The organism is Mycobacterium sp. E2699 (assembly GCF_001666745.1).
In the GTDB taxonomy this organism is placed as follows: Bacteria; Actinomycetota; Actinomycetes; order Mycobacteriales; family Mycobacteriaceae; genus Mycobacterium.
Map to the genome: position 1 here is coordinate 1 of NZ_LZJH01000093.1, position 22,192 is coordinate 22,192.

Consider the following 22,192-nt stretch of genomic DNA (forward strand, 5'->3'; position numbering starts at 1 on the left):
ATCCCCGGCTCGAGGTTCAGCTTGCCGAGCGCCAGGTCGAATTTGGCGTTCTGCGCCTCCTCGAGCGTCATGTCGTCGCGCTCGAAGTAGGCGCAGCTGTAGGTCTGGGTGGGGTCCAGGAACAGCCGGAAGAAGTCGTCCGAGAGATCGTAGTGTGCTTGCACATTCCCGAAATGCGGCGTGAGCTGCACAGACATGAGGTATTGAGCCTTTCTGTATCTCGGGTCCCGGGCTTCCCAGCGCCCGCGCGCCCCGGTTTACCCCCGATGCATCCCCTGCATGCTAGCCGTTAAGGCTGTCCAAGTCGCATTTCAAGGCTTGGCTCTACGTCACATACCCGTCACAAGACGCGGGGGCGGGTTGGTGGTGCGAACGGCATGGGTCCACGGCCTCGAGGCGTCAGCCCACGCCCACGTGAGGCGTCTTGGCGCCGCCTCACGGCTCTCGCGGCGGCAGGATCGGCGAGGGATGCGGCTGCCCGCGGAACTTCTCCAGCGAGCCGCCCGCCTCGACGATGCCGCAGATCGCGCTCCAGCTCAGCATGGTCAGGTAGTCGATCAGCTCGTCGGCGCTCATCCGCGGGTCGGAGATCCAGGAGTGGGTGGCCAGTTGCACGCCGCCGACCATGATGTAGGACCACGTTTCCACCCCGCCCGTGTCCATCCCGGCCTCCTGCATGCGCCGGCGCAGCATCATCGCGAGCATCCGGGCGATGATCCGCTCGGAGTCGGCGATCACCTTGCTCTTGGTCGGCGAGCTGTTGGCCATCACGAACCGATACGGCTCGGGTTCCTCCGCGACGGTCTCGACGTACACCCGGATGATCTCGCGGGTCAGGTCGAAGCCGTCGAGGTTGGACGTCAGCGCACGCGCCATGTTGGGGATCAGCGTCGACTGCGCGAAGCGCATCAGCACCGCGGTGGTCAGGTCGTTCTTGTCGACGAAGTAGCGGTACAGCACGGTCTTGGAGACGCCGATCTCGGCGGCGATCTCGTCCATGCTCAGGAAGCGGCCGTGCCGGCGGATCGCCACGATCGTGCCGTCGACCAACTCATTGCGCCGCTCCACCTTGTGTTGGTGCCAGCGCCGCTTGCGACCATCCGTCTTGATGGTCGCGGCCGTTATCCGCTCTGCCACTCTCGCCGCTTCCCACTCAATCGACGCCCCCGATACTACGGGTTACCGGGCCGGTTTAGGCGCATGGGCTGCGGACGCTGGGGGGCCACAAGCAGGGCGGTAACACTAACTGCCCACGGCGATAGATGATGGTGTGGTGGTACACAGAGCCCCGGACAGAGCCGAAGCGCCGAGCCGGTCCGGCGTCCCGCCGTCGGACCCGGATCTGATCGCGCCCCCGGCCGGCAGGGCTCGACCGTCCCTCGCCGAATCCTTCGCCGGGGCCGATCCGGAGGCCGACGCGCAGCGACGGGCGGCGCTGCGCCGGATGAAGACGGTCGCGCTGGGTTTCCTGGTCGGCGCCACCGTGGTGTTTCTCGCCTGCCGGTGGGCGCAGGCGCACGGCGCCACCGCGGTCTGGGTCGGCTACGTCGGGGCCGCCGCCGAGGCCGGCATGGTCGGCGCGCTGGCCGACTGGTTCGCGGTCACCGCGCTGTTCAAGCACCCGCTCGGCATTCCCATCCCGCACACCGCGATCATCAAGCGCAAGAAGGACCAGCTCGGCGAGGGCCTGGGCACGTTCGTGCGGGAGAACTTCCTGTCGGCGCCGGTCGTCGAGACGAAGCTGCGCGACGCGCAGGTGCCCAGCCGGCTCGGCAAGTGGCTCTCGGAGCCCACCCACGCAGCCCGGGTGGCGAGCGAGACGGCGACGGTGTTGCGGGTGCTCGTGGAGCTGTTGCGCGACGAGGACGTCCAGCAGGTGATCGACCGGATGATCGTCCGCCGCATCGCCGAGCCGCAATGGGGTCCGCCCGTGGGCCGCGTGCTGTCCACCCTGCTGGCCGAAAACCGCCAGGAGGCGCTGATCCAGCTGCTGGCCGACCGGGCATTCCAGTGGTCGCTGAACGCCGGCGAGGTCATCCAGCGGGTGGTCGAGCGCGACTCCCCGAGCTGGTCGCCCCGCTTCATCGACCATCTCGTCGGTGACCGCATCCACCGCGAGCTGATGGACTTCACCGACAAGGTCCGCCGCAACCCCGACCACGAGTTGCGCCGTTCGGCGACGCGCTTCCTGTTCGAGTTCGCCGACGACCTGCAGAACGACGCGGAGACCATCGCCCGCGCCGAGGCGGTCAAGGAACAGCTGATGGCGCGCGACGAGATCGCCGACGCCGCGGCGACGGCGTGGCGGACGCTGAAAAGGCTGGTGCTCGAGGGTGTCGACGACCCGTCCAGCACGCTGCGCACGCGCATCGCCGACACCGTGGTCCGCATCGGGGAGTCGCTGCGCGACGACGCCGATCTGCGCGACAAGGTCGACAACTGGATCGTGCGGGCGGCCCAGCACCTGGTCTCCCAATACGGGGTGGAGATCACCGCGATCATCACCGACACCATCGAGCGCTGGGACGCCGAGGAGGCCAGCCGGCGCATCGAGCTGCACGTGGGGCGCGATCTGCAGTTCATTCGGATCAACGGCACCGTCGTGGGGTCCCTGGCCGGGCTGATCATCTACGCCGTCGCGCAGCTGCTTTTCTAGGGGTGCTAACAAGTGCTTGCAATAGCAAGCACTTGGTCGTACTCTGGGCGCGTAACGATCAGGCCCACCCGAGGAGTACGCGATGCCGCCGGAGGAGAAACTCTCGGCCAAGGTGTCCACGGCGGCTTCCGAAGTGGCCTCCGACCTCGGCAGCTTCATCCGGGATCTGCGGGAGAACGCGCAGGTCTCGGTGCGCCAGCTCGCCGAGCGGTCCGGTGTCAGCAACCCTTACCTGAGCCAGGTGGAGCGCGGATTGCGCAAGCCGTCCGCGGACGTCCTGAACCAGATCGCGAAGGCGCTGCGGGTTTCGGCCGAGGTGCTCTACGTGCGGGCCGGGATCCTCGAGCCCAGCGACAAGAGCCAGGTGCGCGACGCCATCATCACCGACACGGCGATCACCGAGCGGCAGAAGCAGATCCTGCTGGAGATCTACGCGTCGTTCACCCAGCAGAACGAATCGATTGTGGAGGAGTGTCCGAGCGGATCCGACAGCGACGAGTGATTGCCCTGTCAATCCGCGGGTCTTGACAATTCCCCCCGAATTCACCCCCAGGACTGACACTTGGCCCTTTTTTCAGATGAGAAGAAGTAGTAACCCCGATAGCAAGACAAATCATGAAAGGAAACACGAAGCACATGGCTGAAAATTCGAACGTCGAGGACCTGCGTGCCCCGCTGCTGGCAGCCCTGGGCGCCGCCGACCTGGCCCTGGCCACCGTCAACGAGCTGATCGCCAACATCCGTGAGCGTGCCGAGGAGACCCGCACCGAGACCCGCAGCCGGGTCGAGGAGCGCCGCGCGCGCCTGTCGAAGCTGCAGGAGGACCTGCCCGAGCAGTTCACCGAGCTGCGCGAGCGGTTCACGTCCGAGGAGCTGCGCAAGGCCGCCGAGGGCTACCTGGAGGCGGCGACCAGCCGGTACAACGAGCTGGTCGAGCGCGGCGAGTCGGCCCTGGAGCGCCTGCGCAGCCAGCGGCCCTTCGAGGACGCGTCGGCCCGCGCCGAGGGTTACGTGGACCAAGCCGTCGAGCTGACCCAGGAGGCCCTGGGCACCGTCGCTTCCCAGACCCGCGCGGTCGGTGAGCGGGCGGCCAAGCTGGTCGGCATCGACCTGCCCAAGAAGGCCGAGTCGGCCAAGAAGGCCCCGGCCAAGAAGGCGCCCGCCAAGAAGGCTGCGGCCAAGAAGGCGCCGGCCAAGAAGGCGTCGGCCAAGAAGGTCACCCAGAAGTAATCCGGCACCGAGGCGAACTCGGTGAGATGACGCTCGACTCCGAGTTGCCCTCCGGGGCGACTCGGAGTCGACGTTTTGCGGGCCGCCCGCATACCCTTATGGCGTGCCTCATGTAGTGAACACCGTCATGTGGGTCCTGCTTCTCGCCATCCTGGTGACGGCGGTGTACGCGTTTGTGCACGCGGCGCTGCAGCGGCGCGACGCATATACCGCCGCAGACAAGCTGACCAAACCCGTCTGGTTGCTCATCCTCGGCGGGGCCGTGGCGATGTCCTCCATCCTGTATCCCGTTTTCGGCGTGCTCGGCATGGCGATCGCCGCGTGCGCGGCCGGCGTGTATCTGGTCGACGTGCGGCCCAAACTCCTTGAGATCCAGGGCAAGTCGCGCTAGCGGGATGAAAGCCTTGCTGGCCGCGCCCGCGGTGGCGGTCGCGCTGCTCGGCTCGCCGGCGGCGGCTCCCGCTCGTGCCGACGCCACCCCCGCACCCCCTTTCATCGACCACACCCAGTGGGCGCACTGGAGCGGGCTGCCCAGCCTGCGGGTCTTTCCGACACCTTCGGGGCGGATGGCCGCCAGGCGGCCCTTCGTCGCCACCGACGCGGACGAGGCCTGGGGCGAGGTGCTGGCGCTGTCGCCGGACGCCGACGCCGCCGGCATGCGCGCGCAGTTCGTCTGCCACTGGCAGTTCGCCGAGCTCGCCCAGCCGGGCAAGGCGAGCTGGAACCTGGAGCCCTGGCGCCCGGTGGTCGACGACGCCGAGATGTTCGCGACCGGCTGCAACCCCGGCGGTCCCGAAGAAGCGTTCTAGTGGCCGGCCACCCCACCCGCGCCCAGCTGGCGGCCCTGATCGACCACACCCTGCTCAAACCCGAGGCAACCCGCGCCGACGTCGCCGCCCTGGTCGCCGAGGCCGCCGAACTGGGCGTCTACGCGGTGTGCGTCTCGCCCTCGATGGTCCCGGCCGCCTTGGAAGCTGTCGACGCCGCCGCCGGGGCCGCCATGCCGGTGGCGGCGGTGGCGGGTTTCCCGTCGGGCAAGCACGTGTCGGAGGTCAAGGCGCACGAGGCCGCGCATGCGGTGGCGTGCGGGGCGGGGGAGATCGACATGGTCATCGACCTCGGCGCCGCGCTGGCCGGCGAGCTCGGCGCGGTGCGATCCGACATCGAGGCGGTGCGGGCCGCGGCGCCGCGGGCCGTGCTCAAAGTGATCGTCGAGTCGGCGGTGCTGCTCGGCCTCGCCGACGGGCGCCGGCTGGCGGACGTGTGTCGCGCCGCCGAGGACGCCGGTGCCGACTTCGTCAAGACCTCGACCGGATTCCATCCCGCGGGCGGCGCGTCGGTGGCCGCCGTCGCCCTGATGGCCGGGGCCGTCGGCGGGCGGCTGGGGGTCAAGGCCAGCGGCGGCATCCGCACCGCCGCCGGCGCGCTGGCCATGGTGGGGGCCGGGGCGACGCGGCTCGGCCTGTCGGCCACCCGCGCGGTGCTCGACGGCCTCGACTAGCCGCCCCCGCTCACACGTGGGCGAAGCAGGGGTCGGTGGTGTTGTCGTTGGGAATGCTGGCGTTCTGCGTCGAAAAGTGCGCTGACACACCGGTATCGGTGACCTGCACGCTGTCGGCGTGGATGCCCAGCGGGTAGTTCTTGGTGAATTGCGCGGTGAAGTCGTCCAGCGTCGACTGCACCGATTCCTTCGGCATGGTGAAGCCCAGCGCGTTGAAACTCACGATCTGCAGTTGCAGCCCGGTGCCCGACACCACCGGCTTGGCCGTGATGTTGTCGAGCATGCCCTTCAACTCGACCGTGCCGTCGGCCGGGTGAGTGGTCACGCTGTTGGTGACGAACGGTCCCAGCACCGGAATCGCGTTCTGCACCGACTGCTTGATGCCGTCACTGGTCCAGCTGATGGTGGCGTCCAGCGAGCCGATGGTGCCCTTCGAGTTGGCGGTCGACTGGAGCCGGACGTCGCGGATGTTGAGGTTGAGCTTCATGCCCTTGGCGTCGCGGATGTTGTTGCCGGCGGTCTGCACCGAGATGTTGGTGTAGTGCTTGGTCATCTGCTGCCACAGCATCAGCGGCGTCACGCCGAAGGAGGCGGTGGCCTGGTCCTTGACCTCGCACGCCACCGCCTCGGCGACCTTGGTGTCCGCCACGTGGCGGACGTACAGCTCGGCCCCGATCAGGCCCGCGACGATCAGCGCGAACACGATGATGCAGATCAACAGGATGGACAGCGGGTCGCGAAGGAAGCGTCGTTTTCTTTTCACCGGTGCCGGCTCTTCGTTCGGAGTGGCCAGCTTCTCCGTCGGTCCCGCGGGCGGGATGGGCGGCGGCGCGTGGGGGGGCCGCGGCGGGTTCGGGTTCGCGACGCCCAACCTCTCTGTCTGGCCGGGTTGCTGGCCGGGTTGCTGGCCGGGCGCCAACGGCGGCGGGACCTGGCCCGGGCCACCGGTGCTGATGCGCTCGGTGGGCCGCTCAGTCGGGGGCTGACCGAACGGGCCTTGGCTGGCGGGACGGGCCCACGTCGACGGGCCCTCGTTGGGTGGTCCCTGCGGGCCTTGTGGGTTCGTCACCCAACCGATTCTGCCCTATCCAGCTGAGCAAAGTCGGAGCGGTTACGCAGCACCGCGATGCTGTCGCGGGCCGCGGCCACCCGGTCGACGTCGATGTCGGCGACCACCAGTTGCGGGCCGTCGCCGGCCGAGGCGACCACCTCGCCGAGCGGCGAGGCCACCAGGCTGCCGCCCACCCCGGTCGGGGCTCCCGCGCCGGAGCCCGACTTGGTCAGGGCGTCCGCGGGGTCGGCCTGGCCGACGGCGGCGACGTAGCTCATCGAATCGAGCGCCCGCGCCCTCGCCAGCAGCGTCCACTGCTCGAGCTTGCCGGGACCGGAGCCCCAGGACGCGCACACGACGATCAGCTGGGCGCCGCGCCGGGCCAGCTCGGTGTAGAGCGCCGGAAACCGGATGTCGTAGCAAACGCTCAACCCGACCCGGACCCCGTCGACGTCGACCACCACCGGCTCGCGGCCGGGCGCGACGGTGCGCGACTCGGTGAACCCGAACGCGTCGTACAGGTGGATCTTGTCGTAGTGGGTGTCCGGCCGGTTGGGGGCACCCGGCCCGGCCACGATCAGCGTGTTGGTCACCCGCCCGTCGCCGGCGGGGGTGAACATGCCGGCGATCACGGTGATCCCGGATTCCGTCGCGATGCTGCGGACGCCGTTCGCCCACGGCCCGTCGATCGGCTCGGCGACCGGCGCCAGCGGGACGCCGAACCGGCACATGGTCGCCTCCGGGAAGACGACCAGCGTGGCGCCCGCCTCGGCGGCCCGGCGGGTGTAGTCGCCGACGAGCCGCAGGTTCGCCGCCGGATCGCTGCCACTGAGGATCTGGGCCAGCGCGATTCGCATGGGCGCCAGCTTAGGCCCGGCGGTTAGGCGTTGTTGGCGATCCACTCCGCGGTCAGGCGCTGTTCCATAGCCACCAGCTCGGCCAACTGGGCGCCGATGAGCCGCTCCACCTTGCCGCCGATCAGTGGGACCCGCACCTTCACGGTGACGCAGTAGGAGATCCGGGCGCCGCGGGCGACGGGGAACAGCTCGCCGGTGCCCGAAACGTGCACCGGGGTGCCCTCGATCGTGCCCGCGATCGACGCCGAGGCGATGCCGTCGGTGACCGGTCCCCACGTTTCTTCGCGTCTGACGCGGATGTCACCCCGGTGCAGCTGCTTGACGACGGCGGCCAAGTTGTGGCTGCGCACCACCTGCAGCGTGACCACCTCGACGGTGCCGTCGTCCCCGGACTCGCCGCCGATGCGCATCGACTCCAGCCTCGCCTCGTCGACGGGAATGTCGGCCAGCCTGGCGCGCCAATAGCCCTCCTCGTGGAAGGCCCGATGAACCTCTTCGACGCTCGCCTGGTAGTCGGCCGACAACTCGAATGAACGCGGCATAGCTGGCCAGGCTACCGTTACGGGCCATGAAACCGACCGGTGCCGGTTCGCTGTTCGCCGGTGCCCACGTCGCCGATGCGGCGCCGCTCGCGCCGTTGACCACGCTGCGGGTCGGGCCGGTCGCCCGGCGCCTGATCACCTGCACCAGCGCCGAACAGGTGGTCGCCGTGCTGGGGCAGCTGGACGACGAGGCCCGCACGGGCGGCGGCGGGCCGGTGCTGGTGTTTGCCGGCGGCTCCAACCTCGTCATCGCCGACACGCTGCCCGAGCTGACCGCGGTGCGCCTGGCCGGTGACGCCGTCACCGTCGACGGCAACGTGCTTCGCGCGGAGGCGGGCGCCGTCTGGGACGACGTGGTGGTTGCGGCCATCGAGCACGGCCTGGGCGGGCTGGAATGCCTGTCCGGCATCCCCGGCTCGGCCGGGGCCACCCCCGTGCAGAACGTCGGGGCCTACGGGGCGGAGGTGTCCGACACCCTCACCCGCGTCCGGGTGCTGGACCGCCGCACCGGCGATGTGCGCTGGGTGCCCGCCGACGAGCTGGGCTTCGGCTACCGCACCAGCGCGTTCAAGCGGGCCAACCGCTCGGGCGGTGAAATCCCTTCCGTCGTACTGGAAGTGGAGTTCGCGCTGGACGCATCGGGCCGCAGCGCGCCGTTGCGCTACGGCGAGCTGACGGCCGCGCTGAACGCGGCCAGCGGTGAGCGCGCGGACCCCGGTGACGTCCGCCGGGCGGTGCTGGCGCTCAGGTCGGCCAAGGGCATGGTGCTCGACGCCGCCGACCACGACACCTGGAGCGTGGGTTCGTTCTTCACCAACCCGGTGGTCTCCCGCCAGGTGTACGAGCGGCTGGCCGATCGCGTGGACGGCCCGCTCCCGCACTACCCGGCGCCGGACGGCGTCAAGCTGGCCGCGGGCTGGTTGGTGGAGCGGGCGGGCTTTCACAAGGGCTACCCGGACCCCGAACCCGGCGGCCCGGAGGCGCCGTGCCGGCTGTCGACCAAGCACGCTCTCGCCCTGACCAACCGCGGCGGCGCGACCGCCGGGGACGTGATCGCGTTGGCCCGCACCGTGCGTGACGGAGTCCGCGCTGTGTTTGGTATCACACTGGAACCGGAGCCTGTCCTGCTCGGTTGCAGGCTTTAGCCGCAAATTCCCGGAAGCGGCGCCCCGGCCTCGAATTGTCATGGCGGGGTAGGGGTCTTGTCTCACGGTATCTTTAACTGTCGTGAGCACCTCCAGTTCCCCCCCGCCGGTCAACCGGCGCATGGCCTTGGCGGCCCTGGGGCTCGGCGTGTTCGCCCCCGGCGTATTGGCCGCCTGCGCCGGCACGGTGGCCAACAAACAGGCCGAGAAGAAGGAGCCGCCGGCGCCGCAGCTGAAGTTCCAGCCGGCCGACTCCGCAGCGGACGTGGTCCCGATCGCGCCGATCAGCGTGCAGGTCACCGACGGCTGGTTCCAGAAGGTGGCGCTGACGAACTCGTCGGGCAAGGCGGTCGCCGGGTCGTTCAACTCCGACCGCACCGTCTTCACCACCACCGAACCGCTGGGTTACGACGCGACCTACACCTGGAGCGGGTCGGCCGTCGGCCACAACGGCAAGGCGATCCCGGTGAGCGGCAAGTTCACCACCGTGTCGCCGAGCAAGAAGATCAGCGGCGCCTTCCAGTTGGCCGACGGCCAGACCGTCGGTGTCGCGGCCCCGATCATCATCCAGTTCGATTCGCCGATCAGCGACAAGGCCGCCGTCGAGAAGGCGCTCACCGTCACCACCGACCCGCCCGTCGAGGGCAGCTGGGCCTGGCTGCCCGACGAGGCGCAGGGCGCCCGCGTCCACTACCGGACCCGCGAGTACTACCCGGCCGGCACCACCGTCAACGTCGACGCCAAGTTCTACGGACGGCCGTTCGGTGACGGCGCGTACGGCGCCGACGACATCTCGTTGCACTTCCAGATCGGCCGGCGGCAGGTGGTCAAGGCCGAGGTCTCCTCGCACCGCATCCAGGTCGTCACCGACGCCGGCGTGATCATGGACTTCCCGTGCAGCTACGGGGAGGCCGACAAGGCGCGCAACGTCACCCGCAACGGCATCCACGTGGTGACCGAGAAGTACTCCGACTTCTACATGTCCAACCCGGCCGCCGGCTACAGCAACGCCCACGAGCGCTGGGCGGTGCGGATCTCGAACAACGGCGAGTTCATCCACGCCAACCCGTCGAGCGCGGGCGCGCAGGGCAACAGCAACGTCACCAACGGCTGCATCAACCTGTCGACGGCCGACGCCGAGCAGTACTACCGGACCGCGATCTACGGTGACCCGGTCGAGGTGACGGGAAGCTCGATCCAGCTGTCCTACTCCGACGGCGACATCTGGGACTGGGCGGTGGACTGGGACACCTGGGTGGCGATGTCGGCGCTGCCGCCCGCGACCGCGCACCCGCCGGCCACTCAGATTCCGGTCACCGCGCCGGTCACCCCGTCGAACGCGCCGACGCTGTCGGGCACGCCCACTTCTACTCCGGCGACGACCACGAGCCCGTCGCCTAGCCCCGGCGGTTGAACCGCGTCGCGCTGGCCTGGTCGCGCGGCTTGATGACGATCAGGTCGAGGTCCACGTGGGATGGCCGCGTGGCCACGAACCCGATGACCTCGGCGACGTCTTCCGCCACCAACGGCGTGATCCCGGCATAGACGGCGTCGGCGCGCTGCCGGTCGCCGTCGAAGCGCACCAGGGAGAATTCGGTCTCGACCGCGCCCGGCGCAATCTCGGTGAGCCGCACCGGTTTTCCGAGTAGTTCACCGCGCAGCGTGCGGTGCAGGGCGCTTTGCGCGTGCTTGGCCGCGGTGTAGCCGGCGCCGCCGTCGTAGGTCTCCATGGCCGCGACCGAGGTGACCGTGACGATGAGGCCGTCGCCGGAGTCGATGAGCTTGGGCAGCAGCGCGCGGGTGACGCGCAACGTGCCCAGCACGTTGGTCTCCCACATCCACTGCCAGTGTTCGAGGTCGGCGTCGGCGACCGGTTCCAGCCCCCAGGCGCCACCGGCGTTGTTGACCAACACGTCGACCCGGCTCAATTCGGTTGCCAGCGCCCGCACCGCGTCGTCGTCTGTGACGTCGGCCACAATCGCGGTGCCGCCGATCTCGTCGGCCAGCGCCTCGAGCCGGTCCGCCCGGCGCGCCACCGCGACCACGTGGAACCCCTGTGCCGCAAGGGTTTTCGCGGTCGCTTCACCGATGCCCGAACTGGCCCCGGTAACCACCGCGACCCGTCGTTGTCCCCCAGCTGCGTTCACACGGAACAACTCTAGTGAACGTGCTAAGTTCTCGGGGTGCTCCTTGGCGCCCTGATCAACAACACCGCCGCGTGTCTGTGCGCGGCGGGTGCGTGTTGTTGTCGCGCACTTTGCCGCTCCTGACTTTCAGGTGTGGCCGAAGCCGGCCATCAGGAACTCGCACACAAAAGGACACCCATGCGCACTACCCTTACCCGTAGCCACCATTCCCACAGCCGCAAAGGCCTTCCGCGGATGCACCGCCAGATCCTGCCTCCGGCGCTACACATCTCGGACTCGGCGGCGGCATCCGTGTTCCGCGCCGTCCGGCTGCGCGGCCCGGTGGGCCGCGACGTCATCGCGGCCGTCACCTCGCTGAGCATCGCCACGGTCAACCGCCAGGTCATCGCCCTGCTGGACGCGGGCCTGCTGCGGGAACGCGCCGACCTGGCCGTCTCCGGGGCCATCGGGCGCCCGCGGGTGCCGGTGGAGGTCAACCACGAACCGTTCGTGACGCTCGGCATCCACATCGGCGCGCGCACCACCAGCATCGTGGCCACCGACCTGTTCGGCCGCACGCTGGACACCGTCGAGACCCCGACGCCGCTGTCGCCCCCCGGGCCCGCGCTGGCGTCGCTGGCCGAGAGCGCCTCGCGGTACCTGCAGCGCTGGCACCGGCGCCGGCCGCTGTGGGTCGGGGTCGCGATCGGTGGCACCGTCGACGGCGCCACCGGCCTCGTCGACCACCCGCGGCTGGGGTGGCGGCAGGCGCCCGTCGGCCCGGTGCTGGCCGACGCGCTGGGACTGCCGCTGTCGGTGGCCTCGCACGTCGACGCGATGGCGGGCGCCGAGCTGCTGCTCGGCCTGCGGCGCTTCGCGCCGAGCTCGCCGACGAGCCTGTATGTGTACGCCCGCGAGACCGTGGGTTATGCGCTGGTGATCGGCGGCCGGGTGCATTGCCCGGCCAGCGGGCCGGGCACCATCGCGGCCCTGCCCGCCCACTCCGAGCTGCTCGGCGGGACGGGCCAGCTGGAATCCACCGTCAGCGACGAAGCGGTCCTGGTCGCGGCGCGCCGCCTCAAGATCCTGCCCGGCGTCCCGCCCGGGAACCGCACCGCGGGGGCCACGACCGCGATGGCCGACCTGCTGCGGGTGGCCCGGGCCGGTAACCAGCAGGCCCAGGCCCTGCTGGCCGAGCGGGCCCGGGTGCTCGGCGAGGCGGTCGCGTTGCTGCGCGACATGCTCAACCCCGACGAGCTGGTGGTCGGTGGCCAGGCTTTCACCGAGTACCCGGAGGCGATGGGGCAGGTGGAGGCGGCGTTCGCCGTGCGCTCGGTCCTTCCCGCGCGCGACATCCGCGTCACCGCCTTCGGCAACCGGGTCCAGGAGGCCGGGGCCGGGACGGTGTCCCTGGGCGGCCTCTACGCGGATCCGCTGGGCGCGATGCGGCGCGCCGGGGCGCTGGAGTCCCGGCTGCGAGAGGCCGCCGGCGAGTCGTCCGCGTAGAGCGAACGGCGCGCTCGGGCCGGGTCGCGGCCCGTCCTGTAAAGATGAAGGAGTGCGGCACGACGACGGTTCCCGGCGCAGCGACCCGCGCCGGGTCGCAGTTCTGGCGGTGCACACCTCACCGTTGGCCCAGCCCGGGACCGGCGACGCCGGCGGCATGAACGTCTACGTGCTGCAGACCGCGTTGCACCTGGCGCGGCGGGGGATCGAGGTGGAGATCTTCACCCGGGCGACCGCGTCGGCCGATCCGCCGATCGCCCACGTGGCGCCGGGCGTGCTGGTCCGCAACGTGGTGGCGGGGCCGTTCGAGGGCCTGGACAAATACGACCTGCCCACTCAGCTGTGCGCGTTCGCGGCCGCGGTGCTGCGCGCCGAGGCGTCCCACGAACCCGGTCACTACGACATCGTGCACTCCCACTACTGGCTGTCCGGGCAGGTCGGCTGGCTGGCCCGCGACCGCTGGGCGGTCCCGTTGGTGCACACCGCGCACACGCTCGCCGCGGTCAAGAACGCCGCCCTGGCCGACGGTGATGCGCCCGAGCCGCCGCTGCGCACGGTGGGGGAGCAGCAGGTCGTCGACGAAGCGGACCGGCTGATCGTCAACACCGATGACGAAGCGGCGCAACTGATTTCGATCCACCACGCCGACCCGGCGCGAATCGACGTGGTCCACCCGGGGGTGGACCTCGACGTGTTCCGCCCGGGCGACCGCCGGGCGGCCCGGGCCGCGCTCGGGCTGCCGCTCGACGGCGACCTGGTGGCCTTCGTCGGGCGGATCCAGCCGCTGAAGGCCCCCGACATCGTGCTGCGCGCCGCGGCGAAACTGCCCGGGCTGCGCATCGTGGTGGCCGGCGGCCCGTCGGGCAGCGGCCTGGCCTCCCCGGACGGGTTGGTAAGGCTGGCAGACGAACTCGGCATCACCGACCGGGTGAACTTCCTGCCGCCGCAGTCCCGTCCGGACCTGGCCACCCTGTTCCAGGCCGCCAATCTTGTTGCGGTGCCCAGCTATTCGGAGTCGTTCGGGCTCGTCGCCGTCGAGGCGCAGGCGTGCGGCACCCCGGTGGTGGCCGCGTCGGTCGGCGGCCTGCCGGTGGCGGTGCGTGACGGGGTGTCGGGCAGCTTGGTGTCCGGACACGACGTCGGCGACTGGGCGGCCGCCCTGGACCGGATGCTGCGGCTCGACCCGCCCCGGGCCGACGCGATGAGCCGCGCCGCGGCCGCGTACGCGGCCACGTTCTCCTGGGACAACACCACCGACGCGCTGCTCACCAGCTATCGGCGCGCGATCGGCGACTTCACCGCCCTGCGCCAGCGCCGCTTTCGCGACCGGGCCGCGATGCGCAAGCCCCGCCGCTGGGCGACCCGTCGCGGGGTGGGCGCGTGAACTCGACAGTGCAGGCCGTGATCGAGCGCACGCTGCAGGCCAGCGGGCTGACCTACTCGGAGTTCCCCGGGGCGCACGGCGGGCTGCCCGGCCTGGTGGTGGAGCTGCCCGGCGAGCGCAAGCTCAAGACCAACACCATCCTGAGCATCGGCGAGCACTCGGTGCGCGTCGAGGCGTTCGTGTGCCGCAAGCCCGACGAGAACCACGAGGGCGTCTACCGGTTCCTGCTCCGGCGCAACCGGCGCCTGTACGGGGTCGCCTACACCCTCGACAACGTCGGCGACATCTACCTGGTGGGCCGCATGTCGCTGGCATCGGTGGACGCCGACGAGATCGACCGGGTGCTCGGCCAGGTGCTCGAGGCCGTGGACTCCGACTTCAACACGTTGCTGGAGTTGGGTTTTCGGTCGTCGATCCAGAAAGAGTGGGAGTGGCGGGTGTCCCGCGGGGAGTCGCTGAAGAACCTGCAGGCCTTCGCGCATCTGATCGACGAAGAGGACGACGAACCTGCGTGAGACACTGACCGGCATGGGTGAAACTGCCACGCTGGTGCTGCTGCGCCACGGCGAGAGCGACTGGAATGCCCTCAATTTGTTCACCGGCTGGGTCGACGTCGGGCTGACCGAGAAGGGGCGGGCCGAGGCGGAGCGCAGCGGCGATTTGTTGAGCGAACATGGGCTGCTGCCCGACGTGCTCTACACGTCGCTGCTGCGCCGGGCGATCACCACCGCGCACCTGGCGCTGGACACCGCCGACCGGCTGTGGATCCCGGTGCGGCGCAGCTGGCGGCTCAACGAACGCCACTACGGCGCGCTGCAGGGTCTCAACAAGGCCGAAACCAAGGACCGCTACGGCGAGGAGCAGTTCATGGCGTGGCGGCGCAGCTACGACACGCCGCCCCCGCCGATCGAGCGGGGCAGCGAATTCAGCCAGGATGCGGATCCCCGCTACGCCAACATCGGCGGCGGCCCGCTGACCGAATGCCTGGCCGACGTGGTGGCGCGGTTCCTGCCGTATTTCACCGACGTCATCGTCCCGGACCTGCGGGCCGGCAAGACCGTGTTGATCGTCGCGCACGGCAACTCGCTGCGCGCCCTGGTCAAGCACCTGGACGGGATGTCCGACGACGAGATCGTCGGGCTCAACATCCCGACCGGCGTTCCGCTGCGCTACGACCTGGACGCCGACCTGCGGCCGGTGCTGCCGGGCGGCACGTATCTGGACCCGGAGGCGGCCGCGGCGGGCGCCGCCGCGGTTGCCGGCCAAGGACGGGCCTGAGTCGGTCCGCAGGTAAAAGACCGCCTGCATAGGCCCGTTTGCCAAACATCGAGTGAACGGAAGCGGAACACCTATAGCGCAAGATGTGACTTGTCCGATTTTGGCCTCGCTCCGCTAGGGCGGCGTTCACCAAATTTGTAGGATTTTGTTGTGACTGTGTTCTCGGCGCTGTTGCTGGCCGGGGTCTTGTCGGTGCTGGCGCTGGCCGCAGGAGTTGCGGTCGGGGCCCGGCTCGCGCCGCGGGCGGTGCAACGCCGCCAGCAATCCACCACCGAATGGACGGGCATCACGGTCGCGCAGATGCTGCAGCGCATCGTCGCGCTGATGCCGCTGGGCGCCGCGGTGGTGGATTCGCACCGCGACGTCGTCTATCTCAACGAACGGGCCAAGGAACTGGGCCTGGTGCGCGACCGTCAACTCGACAACCAGGCCTGGCAGGCCGCGCAGCAGGCGCTCACCGGCGTCGACGTCGAGTTCGACCTGCGGCCGCCGAAGCGGGGGCCTGGCCGGGCCGGGCTCTCGGTGCACGGTCAGGCGCGGCTGCTGAGCGAGGAGGACCGCCGGTTCGCCGTGGTGTTCGTCCACGACCAGTCCGACTACGCCCGCATGGAGGCGACCCGGCGCGATTTCGTGGCGAACGTCAGCCACGAGCTCAAGACCCCGGTGGGGGCCATGGCCCTGCTGGCCGAGGCGCTGCTCGCCTCCGCGGACGACTCCGAAACCGTCCGCCGCTTCGCCGAGAAGGTCCTCGTCGAGGCGAACCGGCTGGGCGACATGGTCGCCGAGCTGATCGAGCTGTCCCGGCTGCAGGGCGCCGAGCGGCTGCCCAACGTGACCGAGGTCGAGGTGGACACCGTTGTCTCCGAGGCGATTGCACGCCACAAGGTGGCCGCCGACAACGCCCACATCGAGGTCCGCACCGACGCGCCGAGCGGCCTGCGGGTGCTGGGTGACGAGGGGCTGCTGGTGACCGCACTGGCCAACCTGGTGTCCAACGCGATCGCCTACTCGCCCCCGGGGTCGCCGGTGTCGATCAGCCGCCGCCGCCGCGGAGACAACATCGAGATCGCCGTGACCGACCGCGGCATCGGAATCCCCCTGGAAGACCAGGAACGGGTCTTCGAGCGATTCTTCCGCGGCGACAAGGCGCGGTCGCGGGCCACCGGCGGCAGTGGGCTGGGCCTGGCCATCGTCAAACACGTTGCGGCCAACCACAACGGCAGCATCGGCGTGTGGAGCAAGCCGGGGACCGGGTCGACGTTCACCCTGTCGATTCCGGCATACAAGGACAGCGACGAGGAACCCGAGCCACCGCTGGGCCGTGAGGTGCGGCCCAACAGGTCACAACGAGAGGAAGAACTGAGTAGATGACCAGTGTCTTGATCGTGGAGGACGAGGAGTCGCTGGCCGATCCGCTGGCATTCCTGTTGCGCAAGGAGGGCTTCGAGGCCACGGTGATGACCGACGGGCCCGCGGCCCTCGCCGAGTTCGACCGTGCCGGCGCCGACATCGTGCTGCTCGATCTGATGCTCCCGGGCATGTCGGGCACCGACGTGTGCAAGCAGTTGCGCGCCCGGTCCAGCGTGCCGGTGATCATGGTGACCGCGCGCGACAGCGAGATCGACAAGGTCGTCGGCCTGGAGCTGGGCGCGGATGACTATGTCACGAAGCCCTATTCGGCGCGCGAGCTCATCGCCCGGATCCGCGCCGTGCTGCGCCGGGGCGGCGACGACGACTCCGAGATCAGCGACGGCGTGCTGGAATCCGGCCCGGTCCGGATGGACGTCGAGCGCCACGTCGTCTCGGTCAACGGCGACACGATCACGTTGCCGCTCAAGGAATTCGACCTGCTCGAGTACCTGATGCGCAACAGCGGACGAGTGCTGACCCGCGGGCAGTTGATCGACCGGGTCTGGGGTGCCGACTATGTCGGCGACACCAAGACGCTCGACGTCCACGTCAAGCGGCTGCGCTCCAAGATCGAGGCGGACCCGGCCAACCCGGTGCACCTGGTGACGGTGCGGGGACTGGGTTACAAGCTCGAGGGCTAGCGTGCGCTGAGGGCTTCGCGTGTGAAGCCACGGCGCGGATTGTGCACTCAGGGCGCCCTGTACGCACACTCAAAACCCAGGATTCACACTCAATTCGCGCGGGCGCCGACGATTTCGTCGGCCACGCCCAGCGCCAGCGCCATGATCGACAGCTGCGGGTTCACCTCCGGGCAGCTGGGCAGGATCGACGCGTCGGCGACCCACACGCCGTCTGCGCCGCGCAGCCGCCCGGTCTCGTCGACGGGGCAGCGCTGGTCGTCGGCGCCCGCGGCCGCCGTGCCCGTCGGGTGGAAGGCGGCCAGATGCAGGCTGCGCGCGTCGCTTCGGCTCAGCGCATCGCGCAGCGCGGGCAGCGACGTCACCGTCGTCGCGCCGGGTAAGCCGGTGAGCACCTCGACGGCACCCGCGGCGAACAGCAGCCGGCCCATGGCCTCGATCGCCAGTCGCAGCTTGGCGACATCGGCCCGCGCGATGTTGTAGCGCACCAGCGTCTCGCCGCGCACCGACGACACCGACCCGACGCCGCGGTCGGCCACCATGGCGCCGAACGTCGCGACCTGCGGCGCGCGGTCGAGCCAGCCGAGCAGCTCGGCGCCGTAGCCGGGAAAGACCATCGAACCCATCCCCGGCGGCGTGGAGGTCGCCTCGATCAGCACGCCGTCGGACTCGTGGAACTCGTGCACCGCCGCGCTTTGCAGGACGCCGTGCCAGGCGACGACGTCGTCGTCGAATCGCCCGGCCAGCATCGTCGCCGGGTGCAGCGCCAGGTTGCGGCCCAGGCGCGGGTGAGCACCAAAACCGCTGCGCCGCAACAACCCCGGCGTCTCGGTGGCGCCCGCGGCGATGATGACCGTGTCGGCGAGCACGTCGAGCGCGGTGCCGTCGGGGCGGCGGGCGCGCACCCCGCGAGCGCGCCCTTGCCGGTGCAGCACCCGCTCGACGCGGGCGTGCGAGATGATCCGCGCGCCGGCCGCGCACGCCTGCGGCAGCGCGTTGAGGTGCACGCCGAACTTGGCGTTGCGCGGGCAGCCGATCGCGCACTGGCAACAGCCTTCGCAGCCCGGCGCGTTGCGCGGGATGGGCGCCGCCCGCCAGCCCAGCGTCGCGGCGGCATCCAGCAGCAGCCGCCCGTTGCGCCCCATGATCTCCAGCGGGACCGGCGCGACCCGCATGGTGCGTTCGACGTCGTCGAGGCGCTCGCTCAGCCGGTCTTCATCGGCCAGGCGCAGGCCGAAGTCGTCGCGCCAGCGCAGCGTCACGGCGGGCGGCGGCCGGTAGCAGGTGCCGGAGTTCACCACGGTGGTGCCGCCGACCGCACGACCGATGGGCAGCACCACCGAAGGGCGGCCCAGCGCGACGGTGGCCCCCGCGCCGCGGTACAGCCCGGCGTACCGGTCCATGGGATGGCCGGTGCGGAAATCCCCGACGGTCCAGCGCCGCCCCTCCTCGAGCACGACGGTGTCGAGGCCGGCCCGCGCCAAGGTGCGGGCCACCATCGCCCCGCCGGCGCCGGACCCGACGACGACCGCGTCGGCGACGACGACCGAGCCGCTCTCGGGCGACGGGGTGACGTTCAGGGGCGCGTCCGGGCGCGCGACGTCATGCTCCTGGGCACGCGAAAGCAGTTCGGGCGCATAGGTTTCGGCGCCGTTGGCCAGCAGCACGATCGCCTTCAGCGCTTCGACGGCCGCCCCGGCGTCCGGGCCGAGGGCGGCGACCCGCCGCAACACCCGCTCCCGCTCAACGGGGCCGAGCCGCGACAGCGAGCGGCCGGTGGTGAGGTAGCTCGCCGCGGCCAGCGAGACCAACCCGGCCCGCACCGCCGCCCGTGATGTGGCTGGCAGCCGCTCCAGGTAGCGGTCGACGCGGCCGGCGAGCTCGGCGGGTGCCGGGCCGCCGCACTCCCGGGGGAGCAGCGCGGCGCCGAACGACGCGGCGAGACGGCTCATCCGAAGCGTCCGACCCGGCGCCCCAGCTTGATGAAGAACGGATAGGTCGCGAAGATGCCGGCCGCCGCCGCGTGCAGCCGCGGGCCCGCCTGCGCGGTGTCGACGCCGAAAACGCCGCTGTTCCACATGAAGTCGCGCCCGTTCTGCGCGCGGAAGGGCCGCCACAGCACACCGAGGCCGGGCACGTTGTTATAGAGGCCGAACGAGCCGCCGAAGAAGACGCCGAGGGTGGCGGCCTCGGCGAGGTCCCGGCGGTCCGGGGGCAGCCGCCGCTCGATGAGCACTCCGGCGGCGAACAGCAGCGGCGGGTCGAGCGCAAAGCTCACGACGGGATCCTTTCGTTGATTTGGGGTGCGTCAGCGCCGCGCAGCCCCACTTCGGCGTGCCCGGTTCCCAGCACCGACCAGTGCCGGTCGTCGATGTCGACGTGGATGTCGGCCTGCTCGGTGTTGGTGCACACCGCGCGGCCGCCGTCGGGGTCGGTGTATCCCAGGCTCACGCACCGCTCCGGCGGCTGGTCGACCCGGATGAGCACCCGGCGACCGCCGATGCGCCCCTCCAGCTGCCAGTGCCGCAGGCCCAGCGTCGTTTTCATCCGCAGCGACGGCAAAGGGCTTGGGGGCCAATCCTTCCCGTCGATGCGGAAGCGAACGAACGCCATCGGCGCCAGCCTGCGCAGCCCCGGCTTGTGCGACACCGCGGTGACCGCCTCCACCACGTCGCCGCCGCCGAGGTCGGCGTGGATCCAGCCCCAGCGCCGGGCGTTGCCGTGTCCGTAGATGTGCGCGACGCCGCCGCGCCACCCCTCGATGCGCGCGGCGGCGTCTGCTTGAAGGTCAGTGGTCAATGAGCCCGCGAAGTCGGCGGTGGGGGCGACGACCACCTGGGCGCCGGGCAGCAGCTCGCGCTCCCACGCCGCCCGGGGAAACGTCCACAACGGCGTGCCGGCGTCCGTCCAGGACAGATCCCATGCCAGCGATCCCGCGCGCCCGGCCAGCTTTTCCGGCGCCACGCGCACCCCCGCCGCGTCGAACCAGGCGGTGCCCGAGGCCGGCCCGGCGGGCTCGGGGCCGAACCGCTCGGTGCGCGGCGGGCCGTCGGGCGCGAACCAGGTCGCCCAGCCGTGCGCGTAGGGGGCGTCCGCGGCGTGGAGGGGAGCCACCGTCTCGCAGTGGATCCACAGGCCGGCGCGGGTCAGCGGATCCGACAGGGTGGCGTACCAGACCTCCAGGCGGCCGGCCTTGCCGCGCCAGCGCGGGGCGGAGGCCGATCGCAGCTCGTCGTCCACGTGCTCACCTCCGGTCGGGACGCGGGCGCTCGGTTGCTGTCCGGGGCCCGGTCGGTCCACTATATTGGTTGAGCCAATGAACCAGTCAAGCGCACTGCAGCCGCCCGATCGCCAGCGGGTCGACGAACAGATCGCCGCGTCGATCGCCGACGCGATCCTCGACGGCGCCTTTCCGCCCGGGTCGACCCTGCCGCCCGAGCGCGAGCTGGCCGAGCAGCTCCGCGTCAACCGCACGTCGCTGCGCCAGGGGCTGGCCCGGCTGCAGCAGATGGGTCTCATCGAGGCCCGGCACGGCAGCGGCAACGTGGTGTGCGACCCCCAGGCGCTCACGCATCCCGCCGTCGTCGAGGCGCTGGTCCGCAGGCTCGGCCCCGAGTTCCTGGCCGAATTGCTGGAGATCCGGGCGGCGTTGGGCCCGATGATCGGCCGGCTGGCGGCGCAACGCAGCACGCCGGAGGACGCCGAGTCGCTGCGCGCCGCCCTGACGGCGGTGCGCGAGGCCGACGGCCCGGCGGCGCGCCAGGCCGCCGACCTGGCCTACTTCCGGGTGCTCATCCACGGCACCCGCAACCGCGCGCTGGGGTTGCTGTATCGCTGGGTCGAGCACGCGTTCGGCGGCCGCGAGCACGAACTCACCGGCGCCTACGACGACGCCGCCCCGGTGCTGGCCGACCTGCGGGCGATCACCGACGCCGTGCTGGCGCGCCAGTCGGAAGCGGCGGCCGCCGCGGTCGAGGGTTACCTCAACGCCAGCGCCCTGCGAATGGTGTTGTCCTACAAAAGAACCCAGGCCACCTGAGCGCGGGCCGGCGCTATTCGGCGATCCGGGTGGCCGGGTGCACCGCGATGAGCCCTAACTTGCTGCGCCGCTTGCACATCGCCGCCAGCTCCGCATAAGCCTTCGCGCCGAGCAGTTCGGTGAGCTCGTCGGCCATGCTCTCCCACACCTGCTTGGCGCCGACATGGGCGGCCGGATCGCCGGTGCAGTACCAGTGCAGGTCCGCCCCGCCGGAGCCCCAGCCGCGGCGATCGAATTCGGTCACCCAGGTCTTCAAGATCTCCGTCCCGTCGGGCCGGGTCACCCATTCCTGGCTGCGCCGGATCGGTAACTGCCAGCACACATCGGGTTTCATGGTGAGCGGTGCCACCCCCAGCTTGAGAGCCTTGGTGTGCAGCGCGCACCCGGCCCCGGCGGGGAACCCCGGCCGGTTGAGGAAAATGCAGGCGTCCTTGTGCTTGCGGGTGCGGTACTGGGGCTGGCCGTCGTGCTCGTCGAGCTCCAGGTAACCCTTGCGTCCCAAGCCCTTCTCGCGGAACTGCCAGTCCTCGTCGGTCAGCGTCTTGACCGCGTCGTCCAGCCGGGCCCGGTCGTCGTCGTCGGACAGGAACGCGCCGTGCGAGCAGCACCCGTCGTCGGGGCGGTCTTCGACCGTGCCGCGGCAGGCCGGTGTGCCGAACACGCAGGTCCAACGCGACAGCAGCCAGGTGAGGTCGGCCGCGATCAGGTGCTCCGGATTGTCCGGGTCGTAGAACTCCACCCATTCGCGGGCGAAGTCCAACTCGACCTCCTGACCCGGTTCCGGGTGCGAATTCGCCACGTCGCCAACGTTAGACCACGATTCCGGCCG

General features: G+C 70.7%; 24 protein-coding genes and 1 pseudogene. 15 read left to right on the forward strand and 10 right to left on the reverse strand.

Going from position 1 to position 22,192, the window contains the following annotated elements:
• Together A5696_RS16940 and A5696_RS16945 are read right to left on the reverse strand one after the other, a co-directional pair.
• Nucleotides 1–197 (reverse strand): class I SAM-dependent methyltransferase (locus tag A5696_RS16940; protein ID WP_197517000.1); only part of this gene is annotated, 197 nt, incomplete at its 3' end.
• 238 nt (nt 198–435) lie between these two features.
• Nucleotides 436–1,137: a TetR/AcrR family transcriptional regulator gene (locus tag A5696_RS16945; protein ID WP_067881333.1), complete on the reverse strand. Its 702-nt coding sequence runs from the start codon at nt 1,135–1,137 to the stop codon at nt 436–438.
• A gap of 133 nt (nt 1,138–1,270) precedes the next feature.
• Between A5696_RS16945 and A5696_RS16950 the strand changes: the two genes are divergently transcribed.
• The 6 genes and pseudogenes from A5696_RS16950 to deoC all read left to right on the forward strand — a co-directional run bounded on the left by A5696_RS16950 (nt 1,271) and on the right by deoC (nt 5,387).
• Nucleotides 1,271–2,656: a DUF445 domain-containing protein gene (locus tag A5696_RS16950; protein ID WP_369803363.1), complete on the forward strand. Its 1,386-nt coding sequence runs from the start codon at nt 1,271–1,273 to the stop codon at nt 2,654–2,656.
• A gap of 82 nt (nt 2,657–2,738) precedes the next feature.
• Nucleotides 2,739–3,159: pseudogene (locus A5696_RS16955) on the forward strand (helix-turn-helix domain-containing protein); the annotation flags it as partial.
• A gap of 133 nt (nt 3,160–3,292) precedes the next feature.
• On the forward strand, nt 3,293–3,886 hold the full coding sequence (hbhA, locus tag A5696_RS16960) for a heparin-binding hemagglutinin HbhA (RefSeq protein ID WP_067881339.1): 594 nt from the start codon (nt 3,293–3,295) through the stop codon (nt 3,884–3,886).
• A gap of 103 nt (nt 3,887–3,989) precedes the next feature.
• Complete coding sequence (locus tag A5696_RS16965; protein WP_197517001.1) at nt 3,990–4,277, forward strand: DUF2516 family protein; 288 nt, start codon at nt 3,990–3,992, stop codon at nt 4,275–4,277.
• A 4-nt stretch (nt 4,278–4,281) separates the two neighbouring features.
• Nucleotides 4,282–4,695 (forward strand): DUF2599 domain-containing protein, encoded by a 414-nt coding sequence (locus A5696_RS16970; RefSeq protein ID WP_067881342.1) that lies wholly within the window; start codon nt 4,282–4,284, stop codon nt 4,693–4,695.
• The gene (deoC, locus tag A5696_RS16975; protein WP_067881345.1) at nt 4,695–5,387 is read left to right on the forward strand and encodes a deoxyribose-phosphate aldolase; all 693 of its coding nucleotides are present in this window, start codon (nt 4,695–4,697) and stop codon (nt 5,385–5,387) included. The genes A5696_RS16970 and deoC overlap by 1 nt, the downstream gene beginning before the upstream one ends.
• Nucleotides 5,388–5,397: 10 nt before the next feature.
• Here deoC and A5696_RS16980 read toward each other — a convergent pair whose 3' ends face one another.
• From A5696_RS16980 to A5696_RS16990, 3 genes are read right to left on the reverse strand one after another with little or no spacing between them, the layout of a single operon-like run.
• Complete coding sequence (locus tag A5696_RS16980; protein ID WP_067881348.1) at nt 5,398–6,456, reverse strand: DUF2993 domain-containing protein; 1,059 nt, start codon at nt 6,454–6,456, stop codon at nt 5,398–5,400.
• Nucleotides 6,453–7,295 (reverse strand): carbon-nitrogen hydrolase family protein, encoded by an 843-nt coding sequence (locus A5696_RS16985; protein ID WP_067881351.1) that lies wholly within the window; start codon nt 7,293–7,295, stop codon nt 6,453–6,455. The genes A5696_RS16980 and A5696_RS16985 overlap by 4 nt, the downstream gene beginning before the upstream one ends.
• A 23-nt stretch (nt 7,296–7,318) precedes the next feature.
• Nucleotides 7,319–7,837 carry a DUF2505 domain-containing protein gene (locus A5696_RS16990; protein ID WP_067881354.1) on the reverse strand — a complete coding sequence of 173 codons (519 nt, stop codon included), beginning with the start codon at nt 7,835–7,837 and terminating at the stop codon, nt 7,319–7,321.
• Nucleotides 7,838–7,863: 26 nt separating this feature from the next.
• On the opposite strand from A5696_RS16990, the gene A5696_RS16995 reads away from it, so the two are divergent.
• Together A5696_RS16995 and A5696_RS17000 are read left to right on the forward strand one after the other, a co-directional pair.
• Nucleotides 7,864–8,982 (forward strand): UDP-N-acetylmuramate dehydrogenase, encoded by a 1,119-nt coding sequence (locus tag A5696_RS16995; protein WP_067881357.1) that lies wholly within the window; start codon nt 7,864–7,866, stop codon nt 8,980–8,982.
• A 121-nt stretch (nt 8,983–9,103) separates the two neighbouring features.
• A complete protein-coding gene (locus A5696_RS17000) occupies nt 9,104–10,396 on the forward strand; it encodes an Ig-like domain-containing protein (RefSeq protein WP_067881360.1) in 1,293 nt (430 codons plus the stop codon).
• On the opposite strand, the gene A5696_RS17005 is transcribed toward A5696_RS17000, so the two are convergent.
• Nucleotides 10,380–11,129, reverse strand: coding sequence for an SDR family NAD(P)-dependent oxidoreductase (locus A5696_RS17005; RefSeq protein WP_067881363.1), 750 nt, complete (start codon nt 11,127–11,129; stop codon nt 10,380–10,382). The genes A5696_RS17000 and A5696_RS17005 overlap by 17 nt on opposite strands.
• A 177-nt stretch (nt 11,130–11,306) precedes the next feature.
• Between A5696_RS17005 and A5696_RS17010 the strand changes: the two genes are divergently transcribed.
• From A5696_RS17010 to regX, 6 genes are all read left to right on the forward strand, one after another.
• A complete protein-coding gene (locus A5696_RS17010) occupies nt 11,307–12,614 on the forward strand; it encodes an ROK family transcriptional regulator (RefSeq protein ID WP_067881540.1) in 1,308 nt (435 codons plus the stop codon).
• A 52-nt stretch (nt 12,615–12,666) separates the two neighbouring features.
• A complete protein-coding gene (gene mshA, locus A5696_RS17015; protein ID WP_067881366.1) occupies nt 12,667–13,998 on the forward strand; it encodes a D-inositol-3-phosphate glycosyltransferase in 1,332 nt (443 codons plus the stop codon).
• Nucleotides 13,995–14,513, forward strand: a complete 519-nt coding sequence (locus tag A5696_RS17020; RefSeq protein ID WP_067881368.1) for a YbjN domain-containing protein — start codon at nt 13,995–13,997, stop codon at nt 14,511–14,513. Before mshA ends, A5696_RS17020 begins: the two co-directional genes overlap by 4 nt.
• Nucleotides 14,514–14,526: 13 nt before the next feature.
• A complete protein-coding gene (locus tag A5696_RS17025; protein ID WP_067881372.1) occupies nt 14,527–15,276 on the forward strand; it encodes a phosphoglyceromutase in 750 nt (249 codons plus the stop codon).
• Nucleotides 15,277–15,426: 150 nt separating this feature from the next.
• Nucleotides 15,427–16,647, forward strand: coding sequence for a cell wall metabolism sensor histidine kinase WalK (locus A5696_RS17030; protein ID WP_156738447.1), 1,221 nt, complete (start codon nt 15,427–15,429; stop codon nt 16,645–16,647).
• A complete protein-coding gene (gene regX, locus A5696_RS17035) occupies nt 16,644–17,327 on the forward strand; it encodes a two-component sensory transduction protein RegX (RefSeq protein ID WP_066917713.1) in 684 nt (227 codons plus the stop codon). Before A5696_RS17030 ends, regX begins: the two co-directional genes overlap by 4 nt.
• A gap of 89 nt (nt 17,328–17,416) precedes the next feature.
• Here the strand turns inward: regX and A5696_RS17040 are convergent, their stop codons facing one another.
• The 3 genes from A5696_RS17040 to A5696_RS17050 are packed head-to-tail and all read right to left on the reverse strand — an operon-like array spanning nt 17,417 to nt 20,564.
• A complete protein-coding gene (locus A5696_RS17040) occupies nt 17,417–19,276 on the reverse strand; it encodes a GMC family oxidoreductase (protein ID WP_067881377.1) in 1,860 nt (619 codons plus the stop codon).
• Nucleotides 19,273–19,602, reverse strand: a complete 330-nt coding sequence (locus A5696_RS17045) for a hypothetical protein (protein ID WP_067881380.1) — start codon at nt 19,600–19,602, stop codon at nt 19,273–19,275. Before A5696_RS17045 ends, A5696_RS17040 begins: the two co-directional genes overlap by 4 nt.
• Nucleotides 19,599–20,564, reverse strand: a complete 966-nt coding sequence (locus A5696_RS17050; protein WP_067881382.1) for a hypothetical protein — start codon at nt 20,562–20,564, stop codon at nt 19,599–19,601. Before A5696_RS17050 ends, A5696_RS17045 begins: the two co-directional genes overlap by 4 nt.
• Before the next feature lie 76 nt (nt 20,565–20,640).
• Between A5696_RS17050 and A5696_RS17055 the strand changes: the two genes are divergently transcribed.
• Entirely contained in the window at nt 20,641–21,363 is a 723-nt protein-coding gene (locus tag A5696_RS17055; RefSeq protein ID WP_067881386.1) for a FadR/GntR family transcriptional regulator, read from the forward strand.
• 13 nt (nt 21,364–21,376) lie between these two features.
• On the opposite strand, the gene A5696_RS17060 is transcribed toward A5696_RS17055, so the two are convergent.
• A complete protein-coding gene (locus A5696_RS17060) occupies nt 21,377–22,162 on the reverse strand; it encodes a hypothetical protein (protein ID WP_067881389.1) in 786 nt (261 codons plus the stop codon).
• Between the last annotated feature and the right edge of the window lie 30 nt (nt 22,163–22,192).